The following is a 26,379-nucleotide window of genomic DNA, read 5'->3' on the forward strand; positions in this document are numbered from 1 at the left end:
TGGAGAACTGTAAAGAAAAGTGATTTTACATATAAATATCCTTATATTTAACAATACGAATTGGAAAATTTTTGACTCCCGAGCTGATGTATTCAACCTTCTCAATTGGAAACTGCTGGGCTTTCGCTCGTAGAACTCGAAAATGAGTGAAAGGTCTACAATTGAAAGAACAAGATCTCACTTTGAAAGACCAAGATCCGCATTTGAAAGTGAAAGCTCATCACCAAATCAATCGAATCAGAGCTATCCCCTCAGAAGCATAGCGAAAAGAGCTAATTAGGGCTGCTAAAGCAGCCTTTTTTGTTGGTAACATCGGAACAGATTTGAATATGGGGGCCAGGTTTTTGTGGCAGTTTATATGAATCGAAGCGGAAGACGGCGTAAAACAACTGCTCCTGCATCGCTGCGCTAGCTTCGTCGCAAAGATTAGAACCAAATTTGGTCCTAATCTTTCCAGCGGGAATAGCAGTTATTTTCTGCACCGAAAGCGGAGCGGCAGGTGCATGAACTGAAGGCCCCGCAAGAACGCAGTGATGAGGAGACTGAAGTTATGCCCGCGGAACGCATCCGTTTGAAGCGGAATTAATAAATAATCATAAAACTCCAAATGAAATCAAAAAAAGCCCTACAATTCAGCTTTCACTGAATCATAGGACTGTATGCACATATATTATCTGACACCGAGTGCCATTTTAGCGTAACGTGACATATTGTCTTTTGACCAACCTGGTGTCCAAACAATATTAACGTCCACTTCTTTGATTTCCGGTAATTCATATAATGATGTTTTAACCATATCAACAATCATTGGTCCCATCGGGCAACCTAATGATGTTAACGTCATCGTTACAACTGCAAATCCGTCTTCAGACAAATCGACATCATAAACGAGACCTAAATTAACGATATCAATCCCAAGTTCTGGGTCAATCACGTTTTCAAGTGCACCCATCATGCTTTCGCGCATATCTTGATCCATATTCATACCCCTTTCCGAATCTGGTATAGTTCCATCATATCAAATCGCGGTTAGACTGACAAATACTCTGCCAGAAAATCCGTTGCTTCCAGTAACCCTTTTCTTGAAACAGCATGTCCTGCTAGTTGATCCGACTTAAATTGAAAACGCTCTGGATGTTCAGCATATGATTTTTTTATGGCGTTATAGAAATTATATGTTGGTTCGTATGGAACAACTGTGTCTTGTTGACCATGCCAAAAGAAAACAGGTCGTCCATTTAACGCTTCCGGATTTTTCGTTAAGTCAAAATTGCTTAACGTCTCTAAAATTTGTTTACGCTCGATTTCGGTCACTGGCAATTTAAAGCCACGTGCTTCGTATTGTGCCATTTGTGCTTTCGCCAATTGTACATAACCAGGTGATCCCATCATCACGGCTGCGACATCTACCCATGGATACACTTTTAAACAACCTAGTGTCTCAATTCCGCCCATTGATGTACCTGCAAGCGCTATTTTTGTATCGTCCGATAATAACTGACGATTGATACATTCACTTCTTAAAGTTTTGACATCTTCAATAGAAGTTAAAACAATTTCCCAAAATCTTAACGATAATTGGATTTCATCCAAAGATTCATGACGTTCACCGTGTAAATGCGCATCTGGCAATAAAACACGCATTCCTCTTTCAGCTAACTGGTAGGCATAATGAAGATTATGCTCCTTCGCACTCGTAAAACCGTGTAAAAAGAAAACAACTGGAACTTGTTCATTTTTATATTCTTCCTTATATACATGCAAAAGAGGAATATTGCTCCACTTTTCGTGATCAACAATCATACATTACACATCCTTTTAGCTCAACATACTATTATCGTAGCAAAGTATTTCTGAAAGTTCAAAAATGAGTTGGATATTTTTGACGATTCCTCTATGTGAAGATACACTTTATATAGAAGGAAAGGAGTTCTACATCATGCAACCACATTTAATCGTTTTGGATTTAGACGGAACTTTATTGACTGATGAGAAAGTCATTTCAGAAAAAACTTTACATACGTTAAATAAAGCTCGTGAAAATGGACATGAGGTCATGATTGCGACCGGTCGACCTTATCGAGCAAGCGAAATTTATTATCAACAACTAAAAATTGAAACGCCAATCGTGAATTTTAATGGTGCATTTGTTCACCATCCTTTGGATAAAGATTTTAAAACCGTTCATGAGCCGATTAATTTAAAGGTGGTAAATGAAGTCATTGACGCTCTACACGATTTTAAATTCCACAATATCATTGCCGAGGTTATGGACGATGTATACTTACATTATCATGATGAAAAACTGCTCGATATATTCAGCTTCGGTAATCCGCAAATAACAACTGGTGACATTCGCAATTATTTAAAAGCGGACCCAACGAGTATACTCATTCATGCAGAAGAATCGGAAGTCTCTGCTATTCGACAACACTTACATGATGTTCACGCGGAAGTGATTGATCATAGACGTTGGGGTGCACCTTGGCATGTCATAGAAATCGTACGAAGCGGTTTAAGCAAAGCTGTTGGACTCGCCCATGTATCTAAACATTTGAACATTCCTCAAGATCGTATCATTGCATTTGGGGATGAGGACAATGATTTAGAAATGATTGAATATGCTGGTACTGGCGTAGCAATGGGTAACGCGATTGAACCTTTGAAGTCATTAGCCGATGATGTTACCGGTACGAATAACGAGGACGGTATTGCGAATTACTTACAACAACGTTTAAACTTATAAAAAAAGACAAGAATTATTTGGGGGATGGAAATGAGAATATTTGCAGACAGTGCCTGTGATCTACCGAAAGAATTTTACGAAATGAATCCTGTGACTTTAATTCCCTTACGTGTCCAAATTGAAGAAGCCGAATACTTGGATGTTGAAACCATTAATTCAACTGAAGTTTATGCTGCCATTCGCTCAGGTAAGCATCCGAAAACGTCACAAGCATCACCCGAGCAATTTATCACTCTGTTTGAAGAACTTGCGAAATCCGGCGAAGAAGGATTGTACATTGCCTTTTCATCTGAATTGTCAGGTACACATAATTCGGCTGTCATGATTAGAGATCAAGTTTTAGAAGAATATCCTCAATTGAAACTAACAATCATTGATTCAAAATGTGCATCGTTAGGTTATGGTTTATTGGTAAAAGAAGCCCTTCGCTTACAAAAAGCTGGAGAACCACTTGAGCGGATCGAAGAAATCATTCGTTTTAAAGCTGCACATATGGAACATTTATTTACTGTAGAAGATTTAGATTACATGGCCCGCGGTGGCAGAGTTTCAAAAGCAAGTGCATTTATCGGAGGCTTATTGAATATTAAACCTTTGCTCCATGTTGAAGACGGCAAATTAGTTCCGATTGAAAAATTACGCGGTCGTAAAAAACTCATGAAACGCATTCTTGAGTTAATGGAAGAACGTGGCGAGCGCCTGCATGAACAAACGATTGCAATAAGCCACGGTGATGATGAAGCATTGGCTTTGGAAATGAAGAAAATGATAGAGGAAACCTTCAAACCGAAACAAGTCGAAATTCATATAATTGGTTCTGCGGTTGGTTCACACGCTGGACCAGGAACACTTGCCATATTTTTTGCCAATCAATTACAGCCTTAAGAATGGAGTTTTAACATGCCGAAAATTGTCGTTGTAGGAGCTGTCGCGGGTGGAGCAACTGTTGCTTCCCAAATCCGCTATTTAGATAAAGATTCGTCCATCACCGTTTTTGATCAAGACGAAACCATGTCCTTTGCTGCATGTGGAATGCCTTACTACTTGGGCGGTCATATCGAGAATGAACAAGATCTAATTGCCACTACTCCCGAAAAATTTAAGGATGAAAAGAATATTATTGTGAATATGAACCACCGTGTCATGCGCATCGATCGAGAGAAGAAAATAGTTGAAGTAAAAGACTTACTGTCCAATAAAACCTTTGAAGATGCATACGATGTACTCATTCTATCTCCAGGGGGAACACCAATCGTTCCAAAAACAGATGGATTGGAAAGCGCAAAAGTCTTTACGTTACGAAATTTTGAAGACATGCGCAACATTCATTCATTTATTGAAGCGGAGTCTCCAAAGAGTTGTGTAATCGTTGGAGCAGGTTTCATTGGACTAGAAATGGCTGAAAACCTTGTGGAGCTTGGGATGAAGGTTACATTGGTTGAAAAGTCACCACAAGTAATGAACATTTTAGATGTCGATAGCTCAGATATCGTTGAAAAAGAATTGCATGAACATGGAGTTAAAGTATATAAAGAAAACTTTATAACGCATGTTGATGGCCGTAATATCACGTTAGACCAATGCGAAAAGCTGGAAGCAGATTTCATTTTGATGAGTGTTGGGGTTTCCCCTTCTACCGAACTGGCTTCGGAAGCGGGACTTACAATTGGGGATACACGTGGAATTGTAACGAACGAATTCATGCAGACTAATGATTCTGCCATTTATGCGTTAGGTGATGCTGCTGAGAATAAAGACTTCATTACCGGACAGCCAAAGAGAGTCCCTCTCGCATGGCCCGCACACCGTCAAGCCTATATCGTAGCAAATCATATAGCTGGACAAGAAATTCCGTTCAAAGGAATGCTCGGAACATCGATTGCAAAAGTCTTTGACTTAAGCGTTGGGATGACCGGTCTTGGTGAGAGAAATTTAAATGAATCGGATTTATACTTTAAAACCATCACGCAAAAGTCGAAATCGAATGCCGGCTATTACCCAGATCATGGTGATTTGTTTTTAAAGATTCATTATGATGCGGAAAATCGTAAGGTTTTAGGTGCACAAGTCGTTGGTGAAAAAGGTGTGGATAAACGAATCGACGTCATCGCAACAGCCATCTACGCTGGATTAACGATCGATGACTTGCAAGCATTAGAACTTGCTTATGCCCCACCCTATTCTTCACCGAAAGACCCAGTGAACATGGCAAGTTATCGAGCTAAATAATTAATTAACGCTTAAGATGCTCCTTGTCTTAAGCGTTTTTTGTTGAACAGAGACGTCGGTGAGCGAAGCTGAGACATGCTTGTTTTACAACTTTAGCTTCATTTTTTACAACATTAAGAGGAAAATTTACAACAATAGATAGTTTTACAACTTTAGAATTTCACTCGAGTAATACAAAAGAAAAAAGCCTTTATTCACAATGGAATAAAGACTCCCTCACTTATTTATCCTTTTTACGTTGCTTGCCTTTACGCCAAACTAAGTAAAGGAACCCAAGAAATAATACATAAACCATTGCTAACGCTGCTAAGTATCCTTTATTTAACCCTTTTGGTTCATTAACTGTGAAAAATTCGGCAATTTCTCGATCTACTACAATTCGATACGTGCCATCTTCTCGTTGTCTTAAAATATCACTTTCCATTAGACCGCGTAATTCTACGTTCGCCCCCATCATATCTTCTGTTAAATCAAATTGCTGCGTGCTGCCAGTATTATTAATAGCGACAACCCACGTTTCCTCTTCGTTCCAACGTTTAAACACCATAAATCCATTTTCATTATGCAATAATTCCATCTCGCCAGAACGTAAAGCTGCTGAACCATTGCGTAATTTTTGTAAATCTCCAACGTAATCAATTAATTCTTCTTCCACTTTGTAGTTCATGATTTGATTGGATTCTGGTGCCTGCTCACCATTCATGGCAATTTCAGAACCGTATGTAATAACCGGCACTCCAGGAATGGACATCAATGTTGCGAAGGCAATTTTCCATCGTGTAGGTGGAAACATATTTTCTTCTGCGGCATCTGCAGTAAATCGACGTTCATTTATGTGATCGACAGAACGACTAATGTTCGCTTGACTAAGTGTCTTTCCAAATTCTTCAGTCGGTAAATCAACATTTTTGAAGGCATTCCTCGCAAGATCTGTATTTTTTGCAGATACATTCAAGTCAAAGTCAACTTCACTTTCTGCTTTGCTCAACACATACAATTTTTCGTTTTTTTCCTTTAAAGCATCGATCATTTCATTTAAAAATTTTGTATCGACACCATCAATAGAGGTAATTCGAACTCCTTCAACTTCATACGCATCCACAAATTCAACAGCTGCTTGAATAATTGCTTGTTGAACTTCTTCGTTATTCATATCCCAATCCAGCGTACCGTCGTCATTAATTGTCGCCCAGTCTGGATTTTCTTTTGCCCACACATGGTTAGCACTCACTTGCTGAATCGGAAAATCCACCAGTAATTTGAGGTCTTGTTTTTGTGCACCGGCAATTAAAGTTTTGAACTCATCTTTTGTACCAAAATGTCGCTCGAAAGTTGAATAGTCAGTAACACGCTTTCCATCGTATGTATCTGTCGAAAACACCGGTCCTAATGACGCCACTGTAAAGCCCATTTTTTTAAGGTAAGGAATCTTTTCTAACACTCCAAGAAAATCTCCACCAGCAAAAGCTGCAGGATCTTGTGTATTCACTTCAAAATCATTTTGTACGGTTTTATTAAAAAATCGATCCACCAATAAATCATATATACTTTCGTCCATTATGTTCTTGTTCGTTTCTGCAGAAGTTGGAACTTGTCCAACCATACTCACCAACAGCACACAAGAAATAATAGAACCAATCCACTTATTTATTTTCAATTGAGGTCCTCCTCTAACAAATCTTCCTTCGTCATTTTACCAAACCGCTAAAGGACTTGTCATGATTCAAAGTAATATTAACAAAACAGTTAAGTCAAATCTGTGAATGAGGCTTATATCATTCGTATTTATTTCCCGGGAAAGAATTAATCAGATTTTTCGGAATAAAAAATAGAAAAACAAAAAACATTCAATGAGAATCACAAGGACTCACTTGAATGTTTATAAGACGTCTGTTTTAGTTATAGGTTCTTGCTCACTCTGTAACGAATCGAGTGTCTCGCGTAATTCTTTTTTGGTAAGCGTGCTTACTTGATCCTGCTTTGAACTGAAGAAGGCGGAGATTGCAAAAGAAAACATAAGTAATAAAACGAACACTAGTAATATGATGCCAATCAAGTTAATTTCAATCTCCTTCCAAATCGATTCCCGACGGTTTTTCTATTCTTTAAAATTACCACAATATTCTAAAGAATGGAAGTATGATGTTGAACCTCTTTAATAAATAGTTGAAATGTAATATGCTTTTCTAGCATTTAGACACAGTTTGCTATTTTCTTTGTAAATATGCATGGGAAGTGGTCGGCTATTTTAGATTGGTAACTATTAATATAAAAGTGATGACGACATGTACATAAAGGATTGTGTTAAGAAGTTTATATTAACATTTCTCAAAGAGTCATCACTGCAATCCTTAAAGTACTTTACTTTACCTCTCCAAGTGTTATCTAGTATAAATATTATTTATTTAAAAAATAAAAATTCAATTATAATCCTGTATGAGTCAACTTCTCAATAGTTATTAAACTTTTAGCTGTATCAGTTGATTGAAATGGAGGTGGCGACTCCAGCGGAATCAGCAAGAACTGAAGACCCTGGACTGAGCGTATGCGAGGGAAGCGGCTGAAGTCTTGCCCGCGGAAAGCGTCCACCGCAATGGAAATCAGCCCCTTTCTCTGTATATATAAATATTCATACTTAATTTTCATCCAATATAGGTAGAATAAAAGCAAAAATGCTCCGTTTTCTGCGCGTTGAAATTGTGTGGAAAACGTGAATTTTAGAATAGGTAGCTCGAATCCTTGAATGTAGCCAATGAATCCTTGAATGCCTCTATCCAAATCGAGAAACCACCCGACGAATCCTCGAAACACCCCCGCGAAATGGAGAATACCCAAAACAACACACCATTTCAAAGACAAAAAGAAAAGCCAATCGACCGAAGTCAATTGGCTCACTCGCATTACCTATTAAGCTAAGAAGTTGATGCCCATTGGAAGTTTGAACCCTAGGAACATCGTAATAAATAAGAAGACAAACAATAAAATCCAGAACATCGTTGATGGCTTTTGCTTCTTCATTCGCGCAAGAATCATTTCCATCATTCCGATGATGATGATCCCGCCTAATAATTTAAATCCGTACAGCATACCCATATCGAAGTCCATGCCATCCATAAACAAAGCAATACCTGTTAATAGAATAAAGATGTAGAATACGCGTAAAACCATTTGAGTTATTTTTTGTCCTTTGCTACCGTTCGTCATCATCACTGCTGCGAAGAACAAGATTAGGCCGATTACCCAAGTTGTAATGTGTAAATGTGTGCTAGCTAAAAAGTCCATGTGTTTTCACCTCGTCAAATTATTAGTTCCACTCTATCGTATCATATCTAGTAGATTTAATTCGGAATTTACTTGTCGTATCTATTTATTTAAAACGATTACACAAAGTCCCGATTCCTTCTATCGAAACCTTAACTGTATCACCAGCTTTTAAAAACTTAGGAGGATTGAAGCCTTTTCCTACTCCTGCCGGCGTTCCAGTCAAAATGATATCGCCTGGTTCGAGTGTTACCATACTTGAAATCTCAGCGATTAATTGATCGACTGGAAAAATCATATCTTTTGTGTGACCATTTTGGCGGACTTCATCATTCACTTTTGTCACCACTGTCAGTGCATGTGGGTCTGGCATTTCATCTTTTGTGACAATATATGGGCCCATCGGACATGAGCCATTTAAACTTTTTCCTAAGAAAAATTGTTGATGTTTCTTTTGTAAATCGCGAGCTGTTAAGTCATTCGCAATCGTATAACCAAAAACATAATCATACGCCAACTTCCGTGGCACGTTGTAGCCTTTCTTGCTAATAACCACTGCTAGTTCGCCTTCATAGTCATAAGACGAAGTTAGTTCGGCATGCACAGAAAGCGTTTCTTCATCGGCAGCAATTGTTGTTGGTGATTTCGTAAAGACCATCACATCTTCTGGTGCTTCTTTTGAACCCATTTCTTTTGCATGATCCGAATAATTTCGACCGATCGCAAGGATGTTTTTCGGTGTTCGAGGAATTGGCGCTAACCATTCAATTTCGGTAAATAATCGCTTAAATTGCTTTGGCTCTTCTGAACTCAATGCCGCTTCGACTAATTTACGCATTTGTTCAACAAAATCCATGCCCGCCTCAACGCCTTGCAAAATCGTCTGAGGAAAACTCGGCAATACTTGGAGCGTCTCTTGAATCGCTAAAACGTCCCACACGGCTTCTTCTTTTTTTACTTTGGGACCAAAGCAAATTTGACCATCATAGCGAAACGATAAAATTTTCATTTTCCGACACTCCCTCAAGAATTGATTATTGAATGTTCAATTGAACTTATTCTACGACAATTCAACCGAATTTTCACTCGTTTTTTTCGTATTTTTGCCATATGTCAGTCGCTTCCACAACATCTCTACTGGACCTTGCGTAAACTTAGCTAACCATAGCTCAGCAAATATAAGTTGTACGAGGAAGATTCCAATCGCCATCCATGTTCCAGTCATGACGTCGACTTTGCCATATAAGCCAAATCCGTATGAATAAAAAATGGTCGTTGCAATAATTGACTGGGTTAAATAAGTTGTCATCGACATACGCCCAGCTTTCGCTACAGGACAAAATAGTTTTCGGAATAAAGACAGTTGGCATAATAGCGCTATTATCCCAGCATACGCAACTGCTTGAAGTGGTCCACCAAACATATCTTGTACAAATATATTGTAGTAATTGGCACCTTGCGTGTGCGGTAAAAATTTAATATACGTTCCAACACTAAGGGTAATGGCAATTAAAATCAGCCAAAAAACTTTTTTCTCAGCAGTTCGCTGAATCAAATTCAATTTAGATGCGACAGCACCAATCAACATATACGGGAAAATCGTAATCAATAAAAAGAATAGAATGGTAAATCCATTCGCATACATCCAATCCTCAGCACGTTGTGCAAAAATATCACTCCATGAACCGGAACCAAACGCGACGATTGATGACTCAATTTGTTGAACACCTGAATAAATCGGCTCGTTTTCAGGAATTAGCTTCATGACAAAGGACATCAAAATATTCGGAAGTAAATACAATCCGAGTGCAATGCCAAGTAACCATTTCCAAGACAAGAACAATATCCACATGACCAACAATCCGCTGATCGCGTACGTAATTAATATATCACCAGACCATATAAAAAACGCATGGACAATCCCAAAACCTAATAACACCAGTAATCGGCGTAATGCTAATTTTGGAAATGAAACGCCGCGATCCTTAGCTTTCGTGAATTGCATCGCAAGTCCGTACCCAAACAACATCGAAAATAATGGGTACACACTTCCTTGAATCGCAATATCAATCCATTGAAACGCATCACGATCCGCAGGAACTGTAAACCATGTATACGGATCGATGTAGTAAATCGGTGTATGAAAAGCTAACATATTTACAATAAAAATACCTAGTAATGAGAAGCCGCGCATCATATCTAGCGCGACAACTCGTTCACTCAACTGAGTGGGTGCAACATTCACAGGGAATCCTCCAGTACCAACGTTTTCTCTGCATCAAATAAATACAGGATTTTCTCTTTAATCGTAATTCGTAAAATTTGTTCAATGGCTTCTTTGTATAAAGACAACTGCAAGCCGTAACGCACATTCATTTCTCGCGTTATGGCATTCTCCGTAATTAACACCCCTTTAACTCGGTCCGTCTTATAGTCGAGCAATACCCACTCTCCATCTGCTTCTTCAAATAAACAATCGGCTATCCCTTGAAGGATTTGAATATCGCCATCATTATCTGTCAAACCATACGTAAATGGTACTTCACGTAACACTTGTTTGGCTTGGCGTAATCGATCGCCGAGTTCACTTTGCAGGAAGGCTTGCATTGCCGAGACATTCACTGTTCCCGCTTCCGCGACTGTTAACAATTGTTTATTTGCCAATTGTTGAATAAATTCAGTTAATGCTTGTGAACTCGAGTCCATCGAAAAATCAAGATGTTGCATCGTTGTATGAAGAGCTGTCCCGATTTCAGCAGCAGACAATTTTTTGTCTCCTTGTTGCATAAAAGCAGGTCGTTTATACACCGATTTCTTCATGTCTTCCTTCACTTGAGCGGGTCTGAAAAATTCAGGTTCTTCTTCTTGACGCAGTTGGTCGAGTCGTTTCAACTCACTCACTGATTGCTTCGAACGTTTTGTAATCGCTCTTTCAAATGGATACGGTGTATCAAATCGTCGAGCGACTTCTGCCTTCAAATCTTCTGTAACCACTTGTTGAATGCTCTCTATTTGAGGCATATCAACGACTACATGGTCATGACGCAATTGTTCTACATACACAGTTTCAAATGACCAACTAGATGGATCCTCGATTCCGTTCGCATTCGGTCTGCCTTGCCATGACGCATAATCTGCGTGTCTCGCAACGGCTGGACCAATCCAATCCAGGAAGCCTTTAGCTCGTGCACGTACGTATTCAGGTAGCATCGTATCAGCTGCGACACTCGCATCTTCCCATTTGGACAAAGTTTTATCCACATCTTTTACGGTTGCGACTAATAGTAACTTCTCTTTCGCACGTGTCATTGCTACGTATAACACACGCATTTCCTCGGATTTTAGCTCTAGTTGTTTCTTTTCTTTCATTGCTAAAAACGGCAGGGACGTGTATGAAATTCGTTTTTCCGGGTCGATTGCTTTAACAGCTAAACCAAATGTTTGGTCAAATAAATACAGTTCATTGAAGTCCATTTGATTAAAATCACGGCCAAGTCCTGCAATGAACACATACGGAAACTCTAGTCCTTTAGAAGAGTGAATCGTCATTAAGCGAACCACATTCTCTTTTTCGCTCATGGCACGAGCTGTTCCTAAATCATCACCCCGTTTTTTCATACGGTCAATAAAACGAAGGAAACGGAACAAGCCTCTAAACGAAGTTTGTTCATAAGCTATGGCACGATCATGTAACGCTCGTAAATTCGATTGGCGTTGTTTCCCGTTCGCCATAGCACCGACCATTTCATAATAGTACGTGTCCATGTAAATACGCCAAATTAATTCTGCCAGTGACCCTCTTCTCGCTAAGTGACGCCACTCCTCGAACTGCAATAGAAAACGCTGTAATTTCTCAGCAGTTGCTGGATGAATACCGCTTTCCCCTTTCCTCACGAACTGCTTTAATGCTTCGTAAAAAGGTTCCTTTGGTGCGGATAAGCGAATGCGTGATAGTTCCGATTCAGTCAGTCCGACAAATGGTGCACGCAAAACGGAAGCGAGCGGAATATCTTGATACGGGTTGTCGACAATTCGAAGCGTGTTTAACATAATCATCACTTCTAAAGCATCAAAATAACCCTTTTTCAACTCGGCATACAATGGAATTCCTGCTTGCTTGAATTCTTCTGTTAAATCTTCCGACCACGTCATCGAACGCATTAAAATGACAATATCGCGATATTCTAATAACCGCTCTTTATTCGACCACGGATCGACTACCATCGTTTTAGCTTCCATAAGCGATTTAATCTTTTGGATCATGTAACGCGCTTCCCATTGCGATTTTTTCAAGTCTTCTTGTTCCACTAATTCCGCGTTCCCTACATCCTCTTCAGGCATTTCTTCTTCGTCTTGCGTGGTCAATAAAGCCAGTTCCACTGAGGCTTCCCCGTCTTTATAAGGAGCTCCCGGTTTAAGTGCAGCGGCATCATCATAGTCAATTTCACCAACGCGCTGACCCATGATTTGAGAGAATATAAAGTTCGTCGCGTGCAACACTTCTGGACGACTTCTAAAATTCGCATTTAAATCGATTTTGACACCTGATTGATCAGGTTCAGAAGTAAAGGTTAAGTATTTATGAAGAAACAGCATCGGTTCAGCTAAGCGGAAGCGGTAAATGGACTGCTTCACATCCCCAACCATAAAGAGATTCCCATTCGCTTCGGTGCCAGATTTGACGATTTGTAAAATCGTTTCTTGCAGACGATTCGTATCTTGGTATTCATCGACTAATACTTCTTTAAACTGAGCCATGACATCTTCCGCAATTACGGAAGGCACAAGCTTTCCGTCAACTTCTGTTGTTAAAATTTGCAGTGCAAAGTGCTCTAAATCCGAGAAATCGACAAGTCCACGTTCGCTTTTCACTGCTTTGTAGCGATCTCCATACGCCGTTGTTAATTCCACCAACGTTTCTAATAGAGGGTGCATCATCTTCATTTCTTCTAACAAACGTGCTGGTGAACGAGTAAAGTAATCTTCTTTAAGCTTCATCACGCGTTTTTTCAGTTGATCACGTTTGTCTTTTGCTTTTTTCACCAAGTCCTCATCACATGAATCTTTCGGAATTCGTCCAGCTGTCGCAAACTTTAACCCTTGGAAATAATCATACGTTTCTTGCCACGAGTGCGATGAGATCAGGCGAATGGCTTCAGCGAGTAAGAGCTGATCCTGTTCAACCGTTGCTCCAAGTGGCGCAGGTCCGTCTGGCAATAAAGCATATTGACGCACTTCTTCTGTCATTGCGTAAGCTTCTTCTAACGTATGTTTGATGGTCAATTTTAATGGCGCAATAAAAGCAAGATCGTCAATCACCGCATCATCCGCTAAATTGTATTGTGCCGGAATCGATGCTAACCACTTAGTAGGTTCAGGGTGCACTCGAGCAGCTCCAAATAATTTATCAATCACCACTTCAATCGCTTGATCATCACGATCGGTTGTAAAACTATCTACTAATCGATACACGGCTTCTGGGTCTTCAGCTTGGTACGCTGATTCAAGCACATCGACTAACACATCGTCTCTCAGCAAGGCCGCTTCTGCGTCATTCGCTAAGCGGAAACCTGGGTCCATATCCAGTACATACGCATATTGCTTCACTATACTTAAACAGAAAGAATGCAAAGTAGAGATTTGAGCTTTATTCAACAAACTTAGCTGTCTTCTAATGTGATGAGCCTCTGGATTTTTCACAAGCTCTCGCTCTAGTGCTTCCGCCATTCGGTGACGCATTTCCGCTGCCGATGCATTGGTAAACGTTACGACTAACAATTGATCGACGTCGATCGGATTATCAGTCCGAATCATTTTTTGAATTAAGCGTTCGATCAGCACAGCTGTCTTCCCTGAACCAGCAGCGGCCGATACGAGAACGTCACGTCCTGTCGCGAAAATAGCACGCCACTGCGCGTCTGTCCATGTCACTTCTTGCGGTTTAGTTGGAATGAGCATCTGGTTCGACCTCCTTACGTATGCGTTCTGTAACTTGATCAGCCGGTTCGACTGGTAACGTACGGTATTGTTGAGCAGGATCACTCGGGTCAAACTGACACACGCTGCGATAGCTACAATAATCACATGCTGTTTTATCTTTCATGCGATAAGGTAACACACGCGTGTCCCCAGCTAACATGCCGTCTCCAGCCTGCTGATGTTTTTTACGGACAAATGTACGAAGGGTTTGCATGTCCTCAGCTGTTACCACTTTCGAGAATGACTTAGACAAGCTTCCATCTTTATTGACACGAGCGGGAATGACTTTTGAGAAGCCTTCCATCTCTGTATCCATTTCGTTTAACACGGCCACATCATCAATTAGTAAACCATTCATTTTGTATTTTTTAAATCGCTCTTCATCGGCTTCCATATCAGACATTTCTTGCGATGCTTTTAACATCGGGTTATGAACATGCATATACAGAACACCGGCAGGATCGGCTTCATCTCCGAGCCAGATCGTCGCATTCGCAACAGCCACATCTAAATAAGTCAGCATCTGAAGAGACAAGCCATAATACACATCATTTAAATCCAAGCTTTTCGCCGAACTCTTATAATCGACTATACGAAAATACGGTTTGCCGTTTACGACAGCCGCATCGACTCGGTCAATTCGGCCACGCATATTCATCGATTGGCCATTTTTTAATGGAATAAACAGCGCAGGTAATTGTTCGCCGGGTCCAAATCCTGCTTCAATCGCGATCGGTGAAAACTGTGACATATTGGCGTGGTCACGTAAAGTCGTCATCGTTCGTTGTAAAATCTGAACAAGTTTCCGTTGAATATATTGATGACGCTTTGTACTCAACAAGATTTGATTCACAAAGAACGGCGCGATCTCATCAACTGCTTGTCTAGCAAGCTCCCAAGCTTGTTTTGTAGACAAACTAGCCCACGTAATTCCTAAGCGATTCGTTTCATCTGAAATCCATTTTAGTGCCGCATGGAATAAATCCCCGATTGCAGGGGCTTCTAGTTTAAACTCCGCTCGTTCTTCCAAACGCAATCCATACGTCGCAAAATGCGCGAAAGGACAACTGTAGTATTTCTCGACACGCGACACACTCGACGTAAATGAATCTCCATAGAGAGCATGGGTAGTGTCTGGGTCTAGACGCTCCTGCTTCGTTGATGAGGTAATCGGTTTGGTAACGCGTTTCAAAACCGTTTGCCACAAGGGATCTTCATCGTAATAAGATTCTAAAGCTCGCCATTCAGGTTCGATGTCTTCTCCTCGCGACTCGTGACGCAATGCAGTGGCAACATAAGGCATCGCTGAGCGTGGATGCTGAATATACGAAATTACATCGTCAGTTAGGTCGGATGGGTCGATCACTGATGTCACTTTCGTTACATTCGGTAAAAGTTGTTGAAGGCGTTTCACATAAAGAGATGGCAATAATGCCTTCCCTTCTTCATCCGCACTCGAATAAGACACGATGAGTTTTTCTGAAGCGGTCGTAAACGCACGGTACGCCATATACGACTCGTCCATTAAACGTGCTTTGGAAGTCGGTGCCAGTTCAAATCCGATTTGCGTAAACCAATCCCGCTCCGTATCTGACAACAAGCCTTCTTGCTCCATGCGCTTTGGAAATACACCGTCATTTACGCCGATGACAAAGGACGCACGGATTTTCGATAACCTCGACAAATCAACTGTCGCAACAATCACCTGATCGAGAGAAGGTGGAATACGAGAGAATTCTAACGTATCAAATCCTTCTTCTAACAGGCGCAAACTCGCTTCAGGAGATAGTTCTTCATTGCCAAACATCAACACAAACTGATCGAGTACATCAATCCACTGGGACCAGGCTTGTTCGTGTTCAGTTGCAAGAAGTAATTGCCCTTGTTCATTCTCTGTATCTTTTAACGCTTGCAGCTTTTCATAGATTTGTAGTTCTTCCATTAATTCAAATAAAGCTTGAGCTGTCTCACTACCTGTTTTGCAGCATTCAATTTTTTCTGCAAAGCGTTGCAATGGAAGCGTCACTAAATCTCGTACCGATGTAATGTCAGCTTGAATGGCACGCTCTTCATCCGTCTGATTTTTCGTATGGAATTCGAGTCCACGGTATTTCTTCACATGCCAACGTTTTTCATCAAACCAGCGATCGCCATAAATCCCTTGAGATAACACATAGTTTTCTAAACGATCCGCTCGTTCACGCCATGTAATCACGTCGCCATGGAGCGGGAAGAATAAGTCCGTCTTGATTGCCCGAAACATCGGTTCAAATGAATAACCTTTTAATACGGCTTCAAAAGCCGACCGACTAAATTCAATCAAGGGATGATGCAGCATCGGTTTTTTCCGGTTAATAAATACAGGAATATCGTATTGAGCAAATGTCGTTTCGATTAACTCGTCATACACATCTGCTTGTCGATACAAAATGGCAATGTCTTGATAGCGCATATGCCCATCACGAATGAGCTGGCGAATTTGTCGAGCTACCCCGTGAATTTCCGCACGACGATTCTCCGCTTCTATGATCGTTACGTTTTCGCTTTCTTCTAGAGCAGGTGCAGGATATGCATTTAAATTCGCTTCGATATGACGAATGTCTTCTGAAGTAAATCGAGAAGATTCATTCACATGGACGGACGGTTCGATTTCAACCGATGATTCTCTCGCCATTTCTTTTAAGCGTGCAGCCGTTTTAGCCGCATGATGGAATAAAGATTGTTCATTATAGAGGTCTTCTTCTTCGTTATGAAGCGGCAACGAAATCGTGACGCGCTTCGCTGTCTTCATCAACTCGCCAAGAATTTCATACTCTCTCGTCGTCATCGATACAAAGCCATCGACATAAACCGTTGCTTCCTTAATCATCTCTGACTGGTGTAACTGTCGAGCAAGCAAGGCAAAATAACCTTCGCTATCCACAAAAGTTGTGCCAAGGCGATCTTCTAACGCTTGCAATAAAACCGATAAATCATGTGCTTTATCTTGCAGCGTTCTTGGAGCTTGTACCGATTTTAGTGTTTCTTCAAGAGATGTAAGTGTATCGCCGTCTAAACAATAGCGACTAAACTCTTTCAACAGCATTTCCATCTGGTCAGTAAAACCACGTTTACTCGCTGCTTTTTTAAATAAAGTAAAATCGTCTTGATGTTCTTCTAAAAGAGATCGTATGAGCATGCGATAGCCGAAACCGTTAATTTCTTGACGGCTAATCCCGCCCGTTTCCTGTAAAATACGCCACGCTAAACGTTTAAACGTCGTGACTTGTGAGCGAATCAATCCGTGTAAATCACCGGTTGTCGTCAATGCATACTCAGAAGAGAATGACATCTGATCGGGCACGATTAAAAAGATGGGCGATCCAAGTGGCTGAGCTTCGGATGCTTGCACAATTTCACGTTTCATAAATGCAGATTTCCCAGCCCCTGCACGACCTGTAACAATGCGAAGTGACATCGTCATTCCCCCTATCAAGATTTATATATAGTAAATGGTTTTAGTCGTTGAGATTATTTAGATGTTCCGCAAAACAGCTTGCTTTCCGCGTGGCTTGCGCCGAACTAACTTGGACTTTTTGTCCGAGTGGATTTCGACAATTCGCTTTTCCCGCTGGAGTCTTCGCTGTTTTGCTACATATCTTTTAATACGGATATTAGTAGAGATAGTTTCTAGAGCAATGATTTATACATGTGTAGTCACTCGTCACTCGGTAGTGTTTGATTAGAAGATATTCCGCAAAACAGCTTGCTTTCCGCGGGGCTTGCGCCGAACTAACTCGGACTTTTTGTCCGAGTGGATCTCGACACTTCGCTTTTCCCGCCGGAGTCTTCGCTGTTTTGCTACATATCTTTAAATAGCAAAAATGATAGATATAGTTCCTCTAGCAATGAGTAATATGACAGTAAGTTCGCAATTTCTGCTTAAGGTTGTGAGTTAATCGTCACTCACAGAGATTAAATAATTTACTTGATCACACTTCTTATTAAATGTATATATCTAGTGTAGCGGAAGGTGGCGACTCCGGCGTGAATAGCAGGTCCAGGTGAGACCCCGCAGTGAGCTTTGCAACGAGGAGGCTCACGGACCGCCCGCGGAAAGCGTCCACCTGAAGCGGAACGAGCGTATATAATTTGTAAATCAATGTACATACTTTTTCGATTGAATTTACAAACAAAAAAATCCCGAATAGTTCTATCTCTATTGTACCTAACTCGGACAATAGAAAGAAACTATTCGGGACGTGCTGTCATGAAATTTATTGTCAAATTTGGGAGTGGCCAGTAACGAAGAACGACTTGCCCGACAACTTGATCAGCCTTAACAAATTTAAAATAACGGCTATCTAGACTATGCCTGCGATTATCACCTAATACAAAGTAGGAATCTTCCGGCACACGCAAGTTTCCGGTTAAGCCTTCTAATGTGAAATTCTCGGTTAGATTTTCATCTGGATTCACATACGCAGGATGTGTATCGAGGAATGGTTCATCAACCTTTTCTTTATTGACATAAAGCTGATCGTTTTCGTATGTAATGATATCTCCTGGAATACCGATGACTCTTTTTACGTAATCCTCATTTTCGTCATTGTGAAAAACGAGCACATCTAATCGATCAATCTCGCCGAGCGTGTACGCAATTTTGCTCACAATGACTTTGTCTTGGTCTTGTAAAATGGGCATCATCGACTCACCTGATACCGCATAATTCGTAAAGAAAAAAATTCGAATGATCATGACAACGACCAAACCGAGTACAATTGCTTTTGTCCACTCCCATAATTCTTGCTTCAAAGAACTCAATCGATGGGCTCCTTTCCTATGTTCTGGTTCGAACTTTCTCGAAAGTCTTTTTCCACACGTGCATTTAATCGGCGTTCAATTTGTTTCCCTACAAGCCATAATAAGAAAATGACCGCCCCGACAATTGCGGTGCGAATTGGTTGTGTAATAAGCGCTCGAATGTCGTATCCAATGAAACTAATCGTTAAAATCATGACGAATTTACCCGATAGTAATGTCCATAAATAGTTTTTCTTCTTTATATCAGATAACCCTGCCACTAAATTGACTAGCGCAGATGGTGTAAACGGAAAACATAACAGTAAAAACAACGGTCCAAAACCATGTGTCTCTACCCAGTGTATGAGTTTTAAGACTCTTTCATGTCGAGTCATAAACCGTAAAAATCGTGCTCGTCCATATTTGCGTACGAGTAGAAACACCACATATGAACCTACGACCGTTCCAGCCCATGATAATAAAAAGCCTAGCCATAAACCATATGCACTCGCATTAGCAAAGACGAAAACGAATAATGGCAAAAACGGAAGGAATGCCTCTAAAAAGGGAAGGAAAAATCCAATGACGGGCCCGAGAGACCGATAATTCTGGGTTAATTCAAGTAAATTTTCTGCTGATAACCAATCTGGCATGTCCCTCATCCTCTTTGCAACTCAATTAGCGAGCGTCCACATTCGAACACCTCTATATAGTACTAGTTTTCCCTTGACCTAGCTCACTCAAACATTTGAATAGTGAATAATCAGGTGTAAAACACACTTTGAATTAGACATGTTTTCGTATCGATGAGGTTGATTGCCGTCAAATACCAATGTATCCCCTGTTGCTAATTCAACTTTCTCTGATCCTACTGTCACTTGCATATTCCCGACAACAACGGTAATCGTTTCTTCCACACCTTCATTATGGGGTGCGCTTTCATAGGAGCAATTCGGATCGAATTCTAGTCGATATAATTCCCATCCTCGATCTGGATTGTAAGGAATGATCGAGTAGACGCGGTATCGTCCATCATCTTCCGTTAAAAATGGGGCATCTGTTTGTGTGATTTTGGTTAATAAAGATTTTGGCGTTTGAAGCATAGAGGAAAAACTAATCTTTAATCCGTCTGCTATTTTCCAAATCGTAGATACAGTTGGATTGGATTCACCTTTTTCCATCTGAGCTAACTGTGCTTTACTAACATCTGTTAATTTGGCTAAATCATCTAAACTTAAATCTCGCTGTTTTCGAATTTTCTTTAATTGTACACCTAAATTCCTTCTCATTGCTTCCACATGCCTCACCTCTTATTGTTTATTTTATCATACGTATGTATACTATATTAAACATCTAGCGGGAAGGAATGTGTTAAAAATGACTTTCTCAAACGGCTTGCGGGCGGGTCTAAGTATCGCAATTGGCTATTTTCCAATAGCGCTCACATTCGGCTTACTTGCGAAAACCACTGGACTATCCATGTGGGAAGCAACAGCGATGAGTATTTTTGTTTTCGCCGGGGCAGCTCAATACATATCATTGACCCTAATTTCTTCAGGTGTCGATCCAATCTTAATCGTAATAAATACCTTTGTCGTAAATATTCGTCACTTCTTAATGACGGCGTCACTGAATGAAAAGATGCAACCTGAGAAGAGATGGAAAAAAGCCATCTATGCATTTGGCGTTACAGATGAAACATTTTCAGTGCTCGCAACACGAAAAGAAGAAAAAATTCGAACGTCATTTGCTGCGGGCGTTATTTTAATTGCATATGGAAGTTGGGTTGCATTTACAGCACTTGGTCATGTAATTGGCGCAAATTTACCGGAGTTCTTACAAGCCGCGATGTCGATCGCACTATATGCGATGTTCGTTGGATTATTGGTTCCTTCTATGAAGGGTAATCGTAAAGTGATTTGGCTCGCTACTTTTGGAGCGGTGATTCATAGCGCACTTTATTGGAGCGGGTTGCTATCTACGGGTTGGGCAATTTTAGTTGCTACCTTAGGATCAGCAATTCTTGTTGAAATTATTTTCACTCGGAAAGGACGTGTCGCTTAATGGAAAATTGGTATTGGTGGATGCTACTAGGCATGGCCATCGTTACATATATTCCACGTGCGTTCCCGTTAACCTTCTTAGAAGGACGCGAATTACCACCAATGGTGAGCGGAGTATTACGAAATATTCCTTTTGCCGTACTTGGGGCATTAATATTCCCAGCAATTTTGTTTGTGCAGGAAGGAAATATTTTATTTGGCTTTATTGGAGCTGTTGCAGCATTTGCTATTGCGTTTGCTGGAGCGAATGTCATTGTAGTAGTTATGGGTTCGATTGCTGTTTTGGCGATTTATAGTTTGATTGGTTAAAAAATAGTGTATTAAAAAACGCCTAAGCACGATGCTTAGACGTTTTGTGAGAAAGAGATATGGCTTACCAACCAAAGTCGTCTCACACTATCAATATATAACCTCTATACATCAAACTAAACGAAGGAATATATACCAACTGAACCAGAAACAGGCCGAATTCTATATTATGGATAAAATGTAAGCTATAATGTACAAAACGAATTCATTGAGAAGGAGTTGAAGTACATTGGATAAAAAGAAAATAGTCATGATTGTATCAATCATATTCATACTTACAGTCACTACGTTAAGAATCGTTCAAATTAATAATAATCACCTGGCAAACGAGCAGAAACTCGATGAATGCATGGCGAATGGGGACAGTGTTACGGTAATCAGTGGTAGTTTATTTGAGCTATCGACTGTTCAATGTGAATAACCAAAAGACTGCTAATTCCAATGAGGAATAGCAGTCTTTTTTGTTGTTTATTTCTTTATTGCCACTGGCTCATTCCGCCACGAACGTTAACAACCTTCGTAAATCCAGCTTTTTTTAGAATACCTGCTGCACGAGAACTTCTCATACCACTTTGGCAAATAACATAAGTCTCTTTTTTCGGATCTAGCTTGCTAAGTTTAGCTGGTAGCTGATCAAGTGGGATGTTTTGGAATTGTGAGATATGACGGCCTTTAAATTCACCAGGTGTGCGTACATCTACAAATTGTGTTCCTTTGTCATTTAACTTACCTTTTAAATCTGTTATTGTAATTGTTGAAACGCCTTTTGCTGGCATCATTCGCCAAACAATAAACGCGACTACAGCTCCGATTAAAATCCATTCCATTTCCATATCCCCTATCTACTTTTCATGAGTAATTGGACTGCTTGCTTGACATGTTCGTCAGAGCCTTGTCCATCCGCCATGCTTTCTCGTACACATTGCTCTAGATTTTCACTAACAATTAAACCGATGGTGCGGTCGAGCGCGCTTTTAATTGCGCTCAACTGCGTTACCACATCGCTACATTCCCGAGTGCTTTCGATCATTCGAAGAACACCGTGAAGTTGACCATCCACTCGATTTAATCGATTGACTATTTGTTTAGAATAAACCATTTTGCATCGCTCATTTCGTTATGCTTTTATTAAAGCTAGCACACGGTCTGGATCAAATCCAAGAACCCACTGGCCATTAATGTTCGTTTGAGGAACACCCATTTGACCAGTTGTTTCAACTAATTTTTGTGCTGCTACTTGATCTGTTTGCACATTTACTTCTGTAAATGAGATATTATTTTGATTCAAAAAGCTCTTCATCATGTCGCAATAAGGACATGTATTTGTTGAGTAAACCGTTACTTCGTTATTCATATTAAATTCCTCCTAAATTATGCTTTTTTGTAAGCCGCGTATCCGCCAGCCATATGCTTAACATCTTCAAAACCTAATGATTTTAATACAGTTGCGCCAATTGCTGAGCGCGCACCACCTTGACAGTGCATCAAAATTGGTGTGTCTTTTGGCAATGTTGTATCGCGAAGTTTCCCAAGGAAATGGTGATGTGCGCCATCAATATGTCCTTCACTCCACTCCGTATCATTTCGAACGTCCATGACATAACCATTTGGCATTTCTTTTTTAAACTCATCCACCGATAATGTTTCATAAGTAGTTAAGTCCATTTCATTCAATAAAGATGGATCCACAAATGCTTTCACAGCATCCAAGTGAATGGATTGCAATGAATCGACAATATCTTCACGCTGTGATTCTTCTGCGATAATAACCATTTGCTCATCGTATCCGATTAACCAACCTGCCCAGTTCGTGAACGCTTTGTTAAATGGAATGTTGATTGCGCCAGGAACAAGTGTTTTTTCTACTAAGCTTGCAGGACGCGTATCTAATACGAAAGTGCTCGAATTTTGTAATTCCTTTTCAAACTCTTCTTTGGACGAAATTACTGGGACTGTTTTGTCTTCCATTATAGCTGGTCCCATTTTGTTTACTTTTTTCATTTCAGCAAAGTAAACAGGCGCTTCCGGTTGATCTTTTAGTAATTCATTTACAAATGCTTCTTCATTTGTTTCTTTCATTGCCCAGTTAAATTGTTTTTCATAACCTACTGTGGATGATGGAACCGCACCAAGTGATTTCCCACAAGCTGATCCAGCACCGTGAGCCGGCCAAACCATCATATAATCAGGAAGTTCCTTGAAGCGTTGAACCGATTTGAACATATCGCGAGCACCTGAATCTGCTGTATCAGCAATCCCAGCAGCTTTTTCTAATAAATCTGGACGTCCAACATCACCAACAAACACAAAGTCACCTGTGAAAATACCGATTGGTGATGTCGCACCGCGGCCTCGGTCAGTTAAAACGAATGAAATACTTTCAGGTGTATGACCAGGTGTATGCATCACTTCAAAATCAAGATTACCTATTGTGAATTTAGAACCGTCTTTAACGAAATCTACGTTAAGACCATCTGTATATTGATATTTCCAATCTGCATCGCCTTCATCTGAGAGATACAGTTTGACGTTTAAGTCATTTGCTAGTTGTCGTGATCCTGATACAAAGTCAGCGTGAATGTGTGTCTCAGTCGCTGCGGAAATATGCAGACCTTCTTTTTTTGCAGCTGCAATCACTTCTGATGAATCACGTGCTGGGTCAATGACAATCGCTTCACCCGTACGTTGGCATCCTACTAAATATGAATACTGTGCTAATTTTTCATTAAAGAAAGAACGGAAATACATGAAATCTCCTCCTTATTGTTTTTAACTTATAACCAAATAATATACCGTTAGGGGTATATTTGCAAGCGTTTTGTTTCGCAATAATTTACGATTCCCTTTTTAACTGAAAATATGTATTAAAAGCTAGCTTTTCAAGACTTTTTTGAACACACTTTTAGTCTATTTATAATGAAATGGCTGATTTTCATTGTGGCGGACGCTTTCTGGGGGCATGGTTTAAGCCGCTTCCCTCACTTCGCTCAGTCCAGGGTCTTAAGCTCATGCTTATCCCCCTAGAGTCGCCGCCTCCATTTCAATCAGCGACAATAATTATAAAACGTAATTTGTATAGCATACTGAAATACTAAACATTTTTTGAAAAAATAAAAACGCCCCTCCTCGATTGAGAAGAGACGTTATTCTATTCTATGCTTGTTTTCGCGCACGGTTCATCATTTTTGTCGCATACCAGAAACCAACTGTAAGTGACAACGCATCAGCCACGTATAATCCCCATGTATGCGTGTAACCCGCGTACACTGACGCTGTAATTAACGCCACCGTTAAGATTAACGCAACAACATGGTGAAAAGTGATGCGTGTAAATAATACGACCAGTAATCCTGGTAAAAATAATGCGAGTATAAATTTTGTTAACATGGATTCCATATGTGTCTCCTATCTAACCACGAGCAAGCCTAGACGGTGATGATCGTGTCGATAAATCACGTGCTGTCTTAAGCGAACTTCGCCTTGATGATCCAGCACTTCAAGTCGACAATGTGCCGCATTAATTTGAATCGCTTCATACAAATCACGCTCATTTGTTACAGACAAGCCATTCACTTTGCGAATGCACTCCCCTACAACAAGCCCCATTTTATCAGCAGGTGAATCCGGTAGAACACCCGCAATCATGACACCTAAATTATGTGGTGAAACTGCGTAACTTCCTTGTCTTTCTTTCATTGAAAAATACAACCAAACGCCAAGGCGACTTACAACACCAACTGCTAAACTGATGACTCCAAAGATGGGCATCCAAATTCCGATAAGAGCGATCACAACAACAGATACCCCCACCACCATAACAGCTTTACCGACTACAGGGTAAAAGTATACCGGCAATGTGCGTCGAGCTTTTTGAGCAAAACCAATGACAACTGGCAATAAAACCAATCCGAAAGCATCTTGACCAATCGTAATTTGTGGCCAGTAAGGTGCATAAGTAGAAATCACATCACCTGGAACCAAAACCAAAATAGGTAGCAACCATAATCGTTTGGACAAATAAACCGCTGCATTCATACCGCGAGATGACTTTTCAAGAATTGGCGATGCTGAGTGTGCTCCTTCTTTACGAATCATCCAGCCTTCTACGAAGACAACTGCACCAATTAAAACGCCTACAGATACAGCAACAACCATCCAGTTATCAGCCGGGTTCCAATCAAATCCAATAAATGAAAATGAATAGCCAAGTCCCATCGCTAAAATAGCGAGCGCTGCTGCAAAGATCGGTGATCCAATTTGATATACATATAAAACAACTAATAGAATACTTGCTACACTAAACGCTAAAATCCAGTCCATCGTGACTGTTAAACCTGTCGCAATACTAATAACCGACAATATGAGAGCGAATAACCAAGTATCTGCGACTAAGCGTTTTACTTCCGTCCAGCCCCATAGGATGCGTGTGCGAAACGATCGACGTTCCCGCTTAACACGAACATAGCCTAACAATACAGCAAAAACTACTGTGATGTAGACGAGTGGATTTAAAAATAATTTACCGATACCTTTTAACAACTCTAACCCGATCTCTTGCATCATGAAGCGTCTCACCATCCATTCAACGGTTCGTACATTTCCTTCCATTGTAACATAATAGAATGAAAATATTATAAGGATTTTCAGCTATTAATGGAGGGAATATCTAGCTATAAATGTCAGCTCGTGGCTTTCATAATGTTGTTCGTATAGATTTTCTTAGTGATAGTCTTTGCTGATTGAAATGGAGGCGGCGACTCCAGAGGCATTAGTAAGAGGTCACTGAAAAACCCCCTATTAACAGACATTCTTAGGATTTCTTAAGGATGTCTTTTTGTTTATACTATTATTAACAAATGATTGGTGGTGGTCTTGCATGTTACCAACTCAAGAAGAGCTTCCTCTAAGCCCGTGGTCGGGCATCTACGATGTTGTTGTGCCAAAAGATAATAGACTACGTAGAATGAATGACCTTGTTGATTTTTCATTTATCCTTGAAGAACTGAAATC

The 26,379-nt window shown here is 40.4% G+C and carries 24 protein-coding genes; 5 read left to right on the plus strand and 19 right to left on the minus strand.

The features are described 5' to 3' along the window. Positions 1-670 precede the first annotated feature (670 nt). Positions 671-979 (minus strand): metal-sulfur cluster assembly factor, encoded by a 309-nt coding sequence (locus tag ACHUE4_RS07250; protein WP_394188704.1) that lies wholly within the window; start codon positions 977-979, stop codon positions 671-673. 50 nt (positions 980-1,029) lie between these two features. Beyond that, positions 1,030-1,803: a serine aminopeptidase domain-containing protein gene (locus tag ACHUE4_RS07255; protein WP_394188705.1), complete on the minus strand. Its 774-nt coding sequence runs from the start codon at positions 1,801-1,803 to the stop codon at positions 1,030-1,032. A gap of 136 nt (positions 1,804-1,939) precedes the next feature. Here ACHUE4_RS07255 and ACHUE4_RS07260 point away from each other — a divergent pair, with 136 nt between their 5' ends. From ACHUE4_RS07260 to ACHUE4_RS07270, 3 genes are read left to right on the plus strand one after another with little or no spacing between them, the layout of a single operon-like run. Next, positions 1,940-2,746: a Cof-type HAD-IIB family hydrolase gene (locus ACHUE4_RS07260; protein WP_394188706.1), complete on the plus strand. Its 807-nt coding sequence runs from the start codon at positions 1,940-1,942 to the stop codon at positions 2,744-2,746. A 30-nt stretch (positions 2,747-2,776) separates the two neighbouring features. Next, positions 2,777-3,631: a DegV family protein gene (locus ACHUE4_RS07265; RefSeq protein ID WP_394188707.1), complete on the plus strand. Its 855-nt coding sequence runs from the start codon at positions 2,777-2,779 to the stop codon at positions 3,629-3,631. A gap of 15 nt (positions 3,632-3,646) precedes the next feature. Next, positions 3,647-4,975, plus strand: a complete 1,329-nt coding sequence (locus ACHUE4_RS07270) for a CoA-disulfide reductase (RefSeq protein WP_394188708.1) — start codon at positions 3,647-3,649, stop codon at positions 4,973-4,975. 220 nt (positions 4,976-5,195) lie between these two features. On the opposite strand, the gene ACHUE4_RS07275 is transcribed toward ACHUE4_RS07270, so the two are convergent. From ACHUE4_RS07275 to ACHUE4_RS07325, 11 genes are all read right to left on the minus strand, one after another. Then, a complete protein-coding gene (locus ACHUE4_RS07275; protein ID WP_394188709.1) occupies positions 5,196-6,632 on the minus strand; it encodes an alpha-amylase family glycosyl hydrolase in 1,437 nt (478 codons plus the stop codon). 222 nt (positions 6,633-6,854) lie between these two features. Continuing rightward, positions 6,855-7,031: a hypothetical protein gene (locus ACHUE4_RS07280; protein ID WP_394188710.1), complete on the minus strand. Its 177-nt coding sequence runs from the start codon at positions 7,029-7,031 to the stop codon at positions 6,855-6,857. Between the two features lie 368 nt (positions 7,032-7,399). Then, positions 7,400-7,753, minus strand: a complete 354-nt coding sequence (locus ACHUE4_RS07285) for a hypothetical protein (RefSeq protein WP_394188711.1) — start codon at positions 7,751-7,753, stop codon at positions 7,400-7,402. Positions 7,754-7,882: 129 nt separating this feature from the next. Beyond that, positions 7,883-8,257: a YisL family protein gene (locus tag ACHUE4_RS07290; protein WP_394188712.1), complete on the minus strand. Its 375-nt coding sequence runs from the start codon at positions 8,255-8,257 to the stop codon at positions 7,883-7,885. An 85-nt stretch (positions 8,258-8,342) separates the two neighbouring features. Then, a complete protein-coding gene (locus ACHUE4_RS07295) occupies positions 8,343-9,245 on the minus strand; it encodes a fumarylacetoacetate hydrolase family protein (RefSeq protein ID WP_394188713.1) in 903 nt (300 codons plus the stop codon). A gap of 51 nt (positions 9,246-9,296) precedes the next feature. After that, entirely contained in the window at positions 9,297-10,481 is a 1,185-nt protein-coding gene (locus tag ACHUE4_RS07300) for a DUF418 domain-containing protein (RefSeq protein WP_394188714.1), read from the minus strand. Further along, the gene (addA, locus tag ACHUE4_RS07305; protein WP_394188715.1) at positions 10,478-14,194 is read right to left on the minus strand and encodes a helicase-exonuclease AddAB subunit AddA; all 3,717 of its coding nucleotides are present in this window, start codon (positions 14,192-14,194) and stop codon (positions 10,478-10,480) included. Before addA ends, ACHUE4_RS07300 begins: the two co-directional genes overlap by 4 nt. Continuing rightward, positions 14,178-17,672, minus strand: a complete 3,495-nt coding sequence (gene addB / locus ACHUE4_RS07310) for a helicase-exonuclease AddAB subunit AddB (protein ID WP_394188716.1) — start codon at positions 17,670-17,672, stop codon at positions 14,178-14,180. The genes addA and addB overlap by 17 nt, the downstream gene beginning before the upstream one ends. A gap of 773 nt (positions 17,673-18,445) precedes the next feature. After that, complete coding sequence (gene lepB / locus ACHUE4_RS07315) at positions 18,446-19,018, minus strand: signal peptidase I (protein ID WP_394188717.1); 573 nt, start codon at positions 19,016-19,018, stop codon at positions 18,446-18,448. Further along, positions 19,015-19,650: a TVP38/TMEM64 family protein gene (locus ACHUE4_RS07320; protein WP_394188718.1), complete on the minus strand. Its 636-nt coding sequence runs from the start codon at positions 19,648-19,650 to the stop codon at positions 19,015-19,017. The genes lepB and ACHUE4_RS07320 overlap by 4 nt, the downstream gene beginning before the upstream one ends. Positions 19,651-19,737: 87 nt before the next feature. After that, positions 19,738-20,286 carry a helix-turn-helix domain-containing protein gene (locus tag ACHUE4_RS07325; protein ID WP_394188732.1) on the minus strand — a complete coding sequence of 183 codons (549 nt, stop codon included), beginning with the start codon at positions 20,284-20,286 and terminating at the stop codon, positions 19,738-19,740. 88 nt (positions 20,287-20,374) lie between these two features. Here ACHUE4_RS07325 and ACHUE4_RS07330 point away from each other — a divergent pair, with 88 nt between their 5' ends. Both ACHUE4_RS07330 and ACHUE4_RS07335 read left to right on the plus strand, forming a co-directional pair. After that, positions 20,375-21,061: an AzlC family ABC transporter permease gene (locus tag ACHUE4_RS07330; protein WP_394188733.1), complete on the plus strand. Its 687-nt coding sequence runs from the start codon at positions 20,375-20,377 to the stop codon at positions 21,059-21,061. Continuing rightward, a complete protein-coding gene (locus ACHUE4_RS07335) occupies positions 21,061-21,369 on the plus strand; it encodes an AzlD domain-containing protein (RefSeq protein ID WP_394188719.1) in 309 nt (102 codons plus the stop codon). The genes ACHUE4_RS07330 and ACHUE4_RS07335 overlap by 1 nt, the downstream gene beginning before the upstream one ends. A 476-nt stretch (positions 21,370-21,845) precedes the next feature. Here the strand turns inward: ACHUE4_RS07335 and ACHUE4_RS07340 are convergent, their stop codons facing one another. From ACHUE4_RS07340 to ACHUE4_RS07365, 6 genes are all read right to left on the minus strand, one after another. Next, complete coding sequence (locus tag ACHUE4_RS07340; RefSeq protein WP_394188720.1) at positions 21,846-22,196, minus strand: rhodanese-like domain-containing protein; 351 nt, start codon at positions 22,194-22,196, stop codon at positions 21,846-21,848. Positions 22,197-22,207: 11 nt separating this feature from the next. Next, entirely contained in the window at positions 22,208-22,468 is a 261-nt protein-coding gene (locus ACHUE4_RS07345; RefSeq protein ID WP_394188721.1) for a metal-sensitive transcriptional regulator, read from the minus strand. 18 nt (positions 22,469-22,486) lie between these two features. Then, complete coding sequence (locus ACHUE4_RS07350; protein WP_394188722.1) at positions 22,487-22,723, minus strand: glutaredoxin family protein; 237 nt, start codon at positions 22,721-22,723, stop codon at positions 22,487-22,489. A gap of 17 nt (positions 22,724-22,740) precedes the next feature. Then, on the minus strand, positions 22,741-24,117 hold the full coding sequence (locus tag ACHUE4_RS07355) for an MBL fold metallo-hydrolase (RefSeq protein WP_394188723.1): 1,377 nt from the start codon (positions 24,115-24,117) through the stop codon (positions 22,741-22,743). Positions 24,118-24,522: 405 nt separating this feature from the next. Then, complete coding sequence (locus tag ACHUE4_RS07360; RefSeq protein WP_394188724.1) at positions 24,523-24,765, minus strand: CsbA family protein; 243 nt, start codon at positions 24,763-24,765, stop codon at positions 24,523-24,525. Positions 24,766-24,774: 9 nt separating this feature from the next. Continuing rightward, on the minus strand, positions 24,775-25,932 hold the full coding sequence (locus ACHUE4_RS07365; protein WP_394188725.1) for a PDZ domain-containing protein: 1,158 nt from the start codon (positions 25,930-25,932) through the stop codon (positions 24,775-24,777). Positions 25,933-26,379 lie beyond the last annotated feature (447 nt).

Source organism: Paenisporosarcina quisquiliarum, from assembly GCF_043641925.1.
In the GTDB taxonomy this organism is placed as follows: Bacteria; Bacillota; Bacilli; order Bacillales_A; family Planococcaceae; genus Paenisporosarcina; species Paenisporosarcina quisquiliarum_A.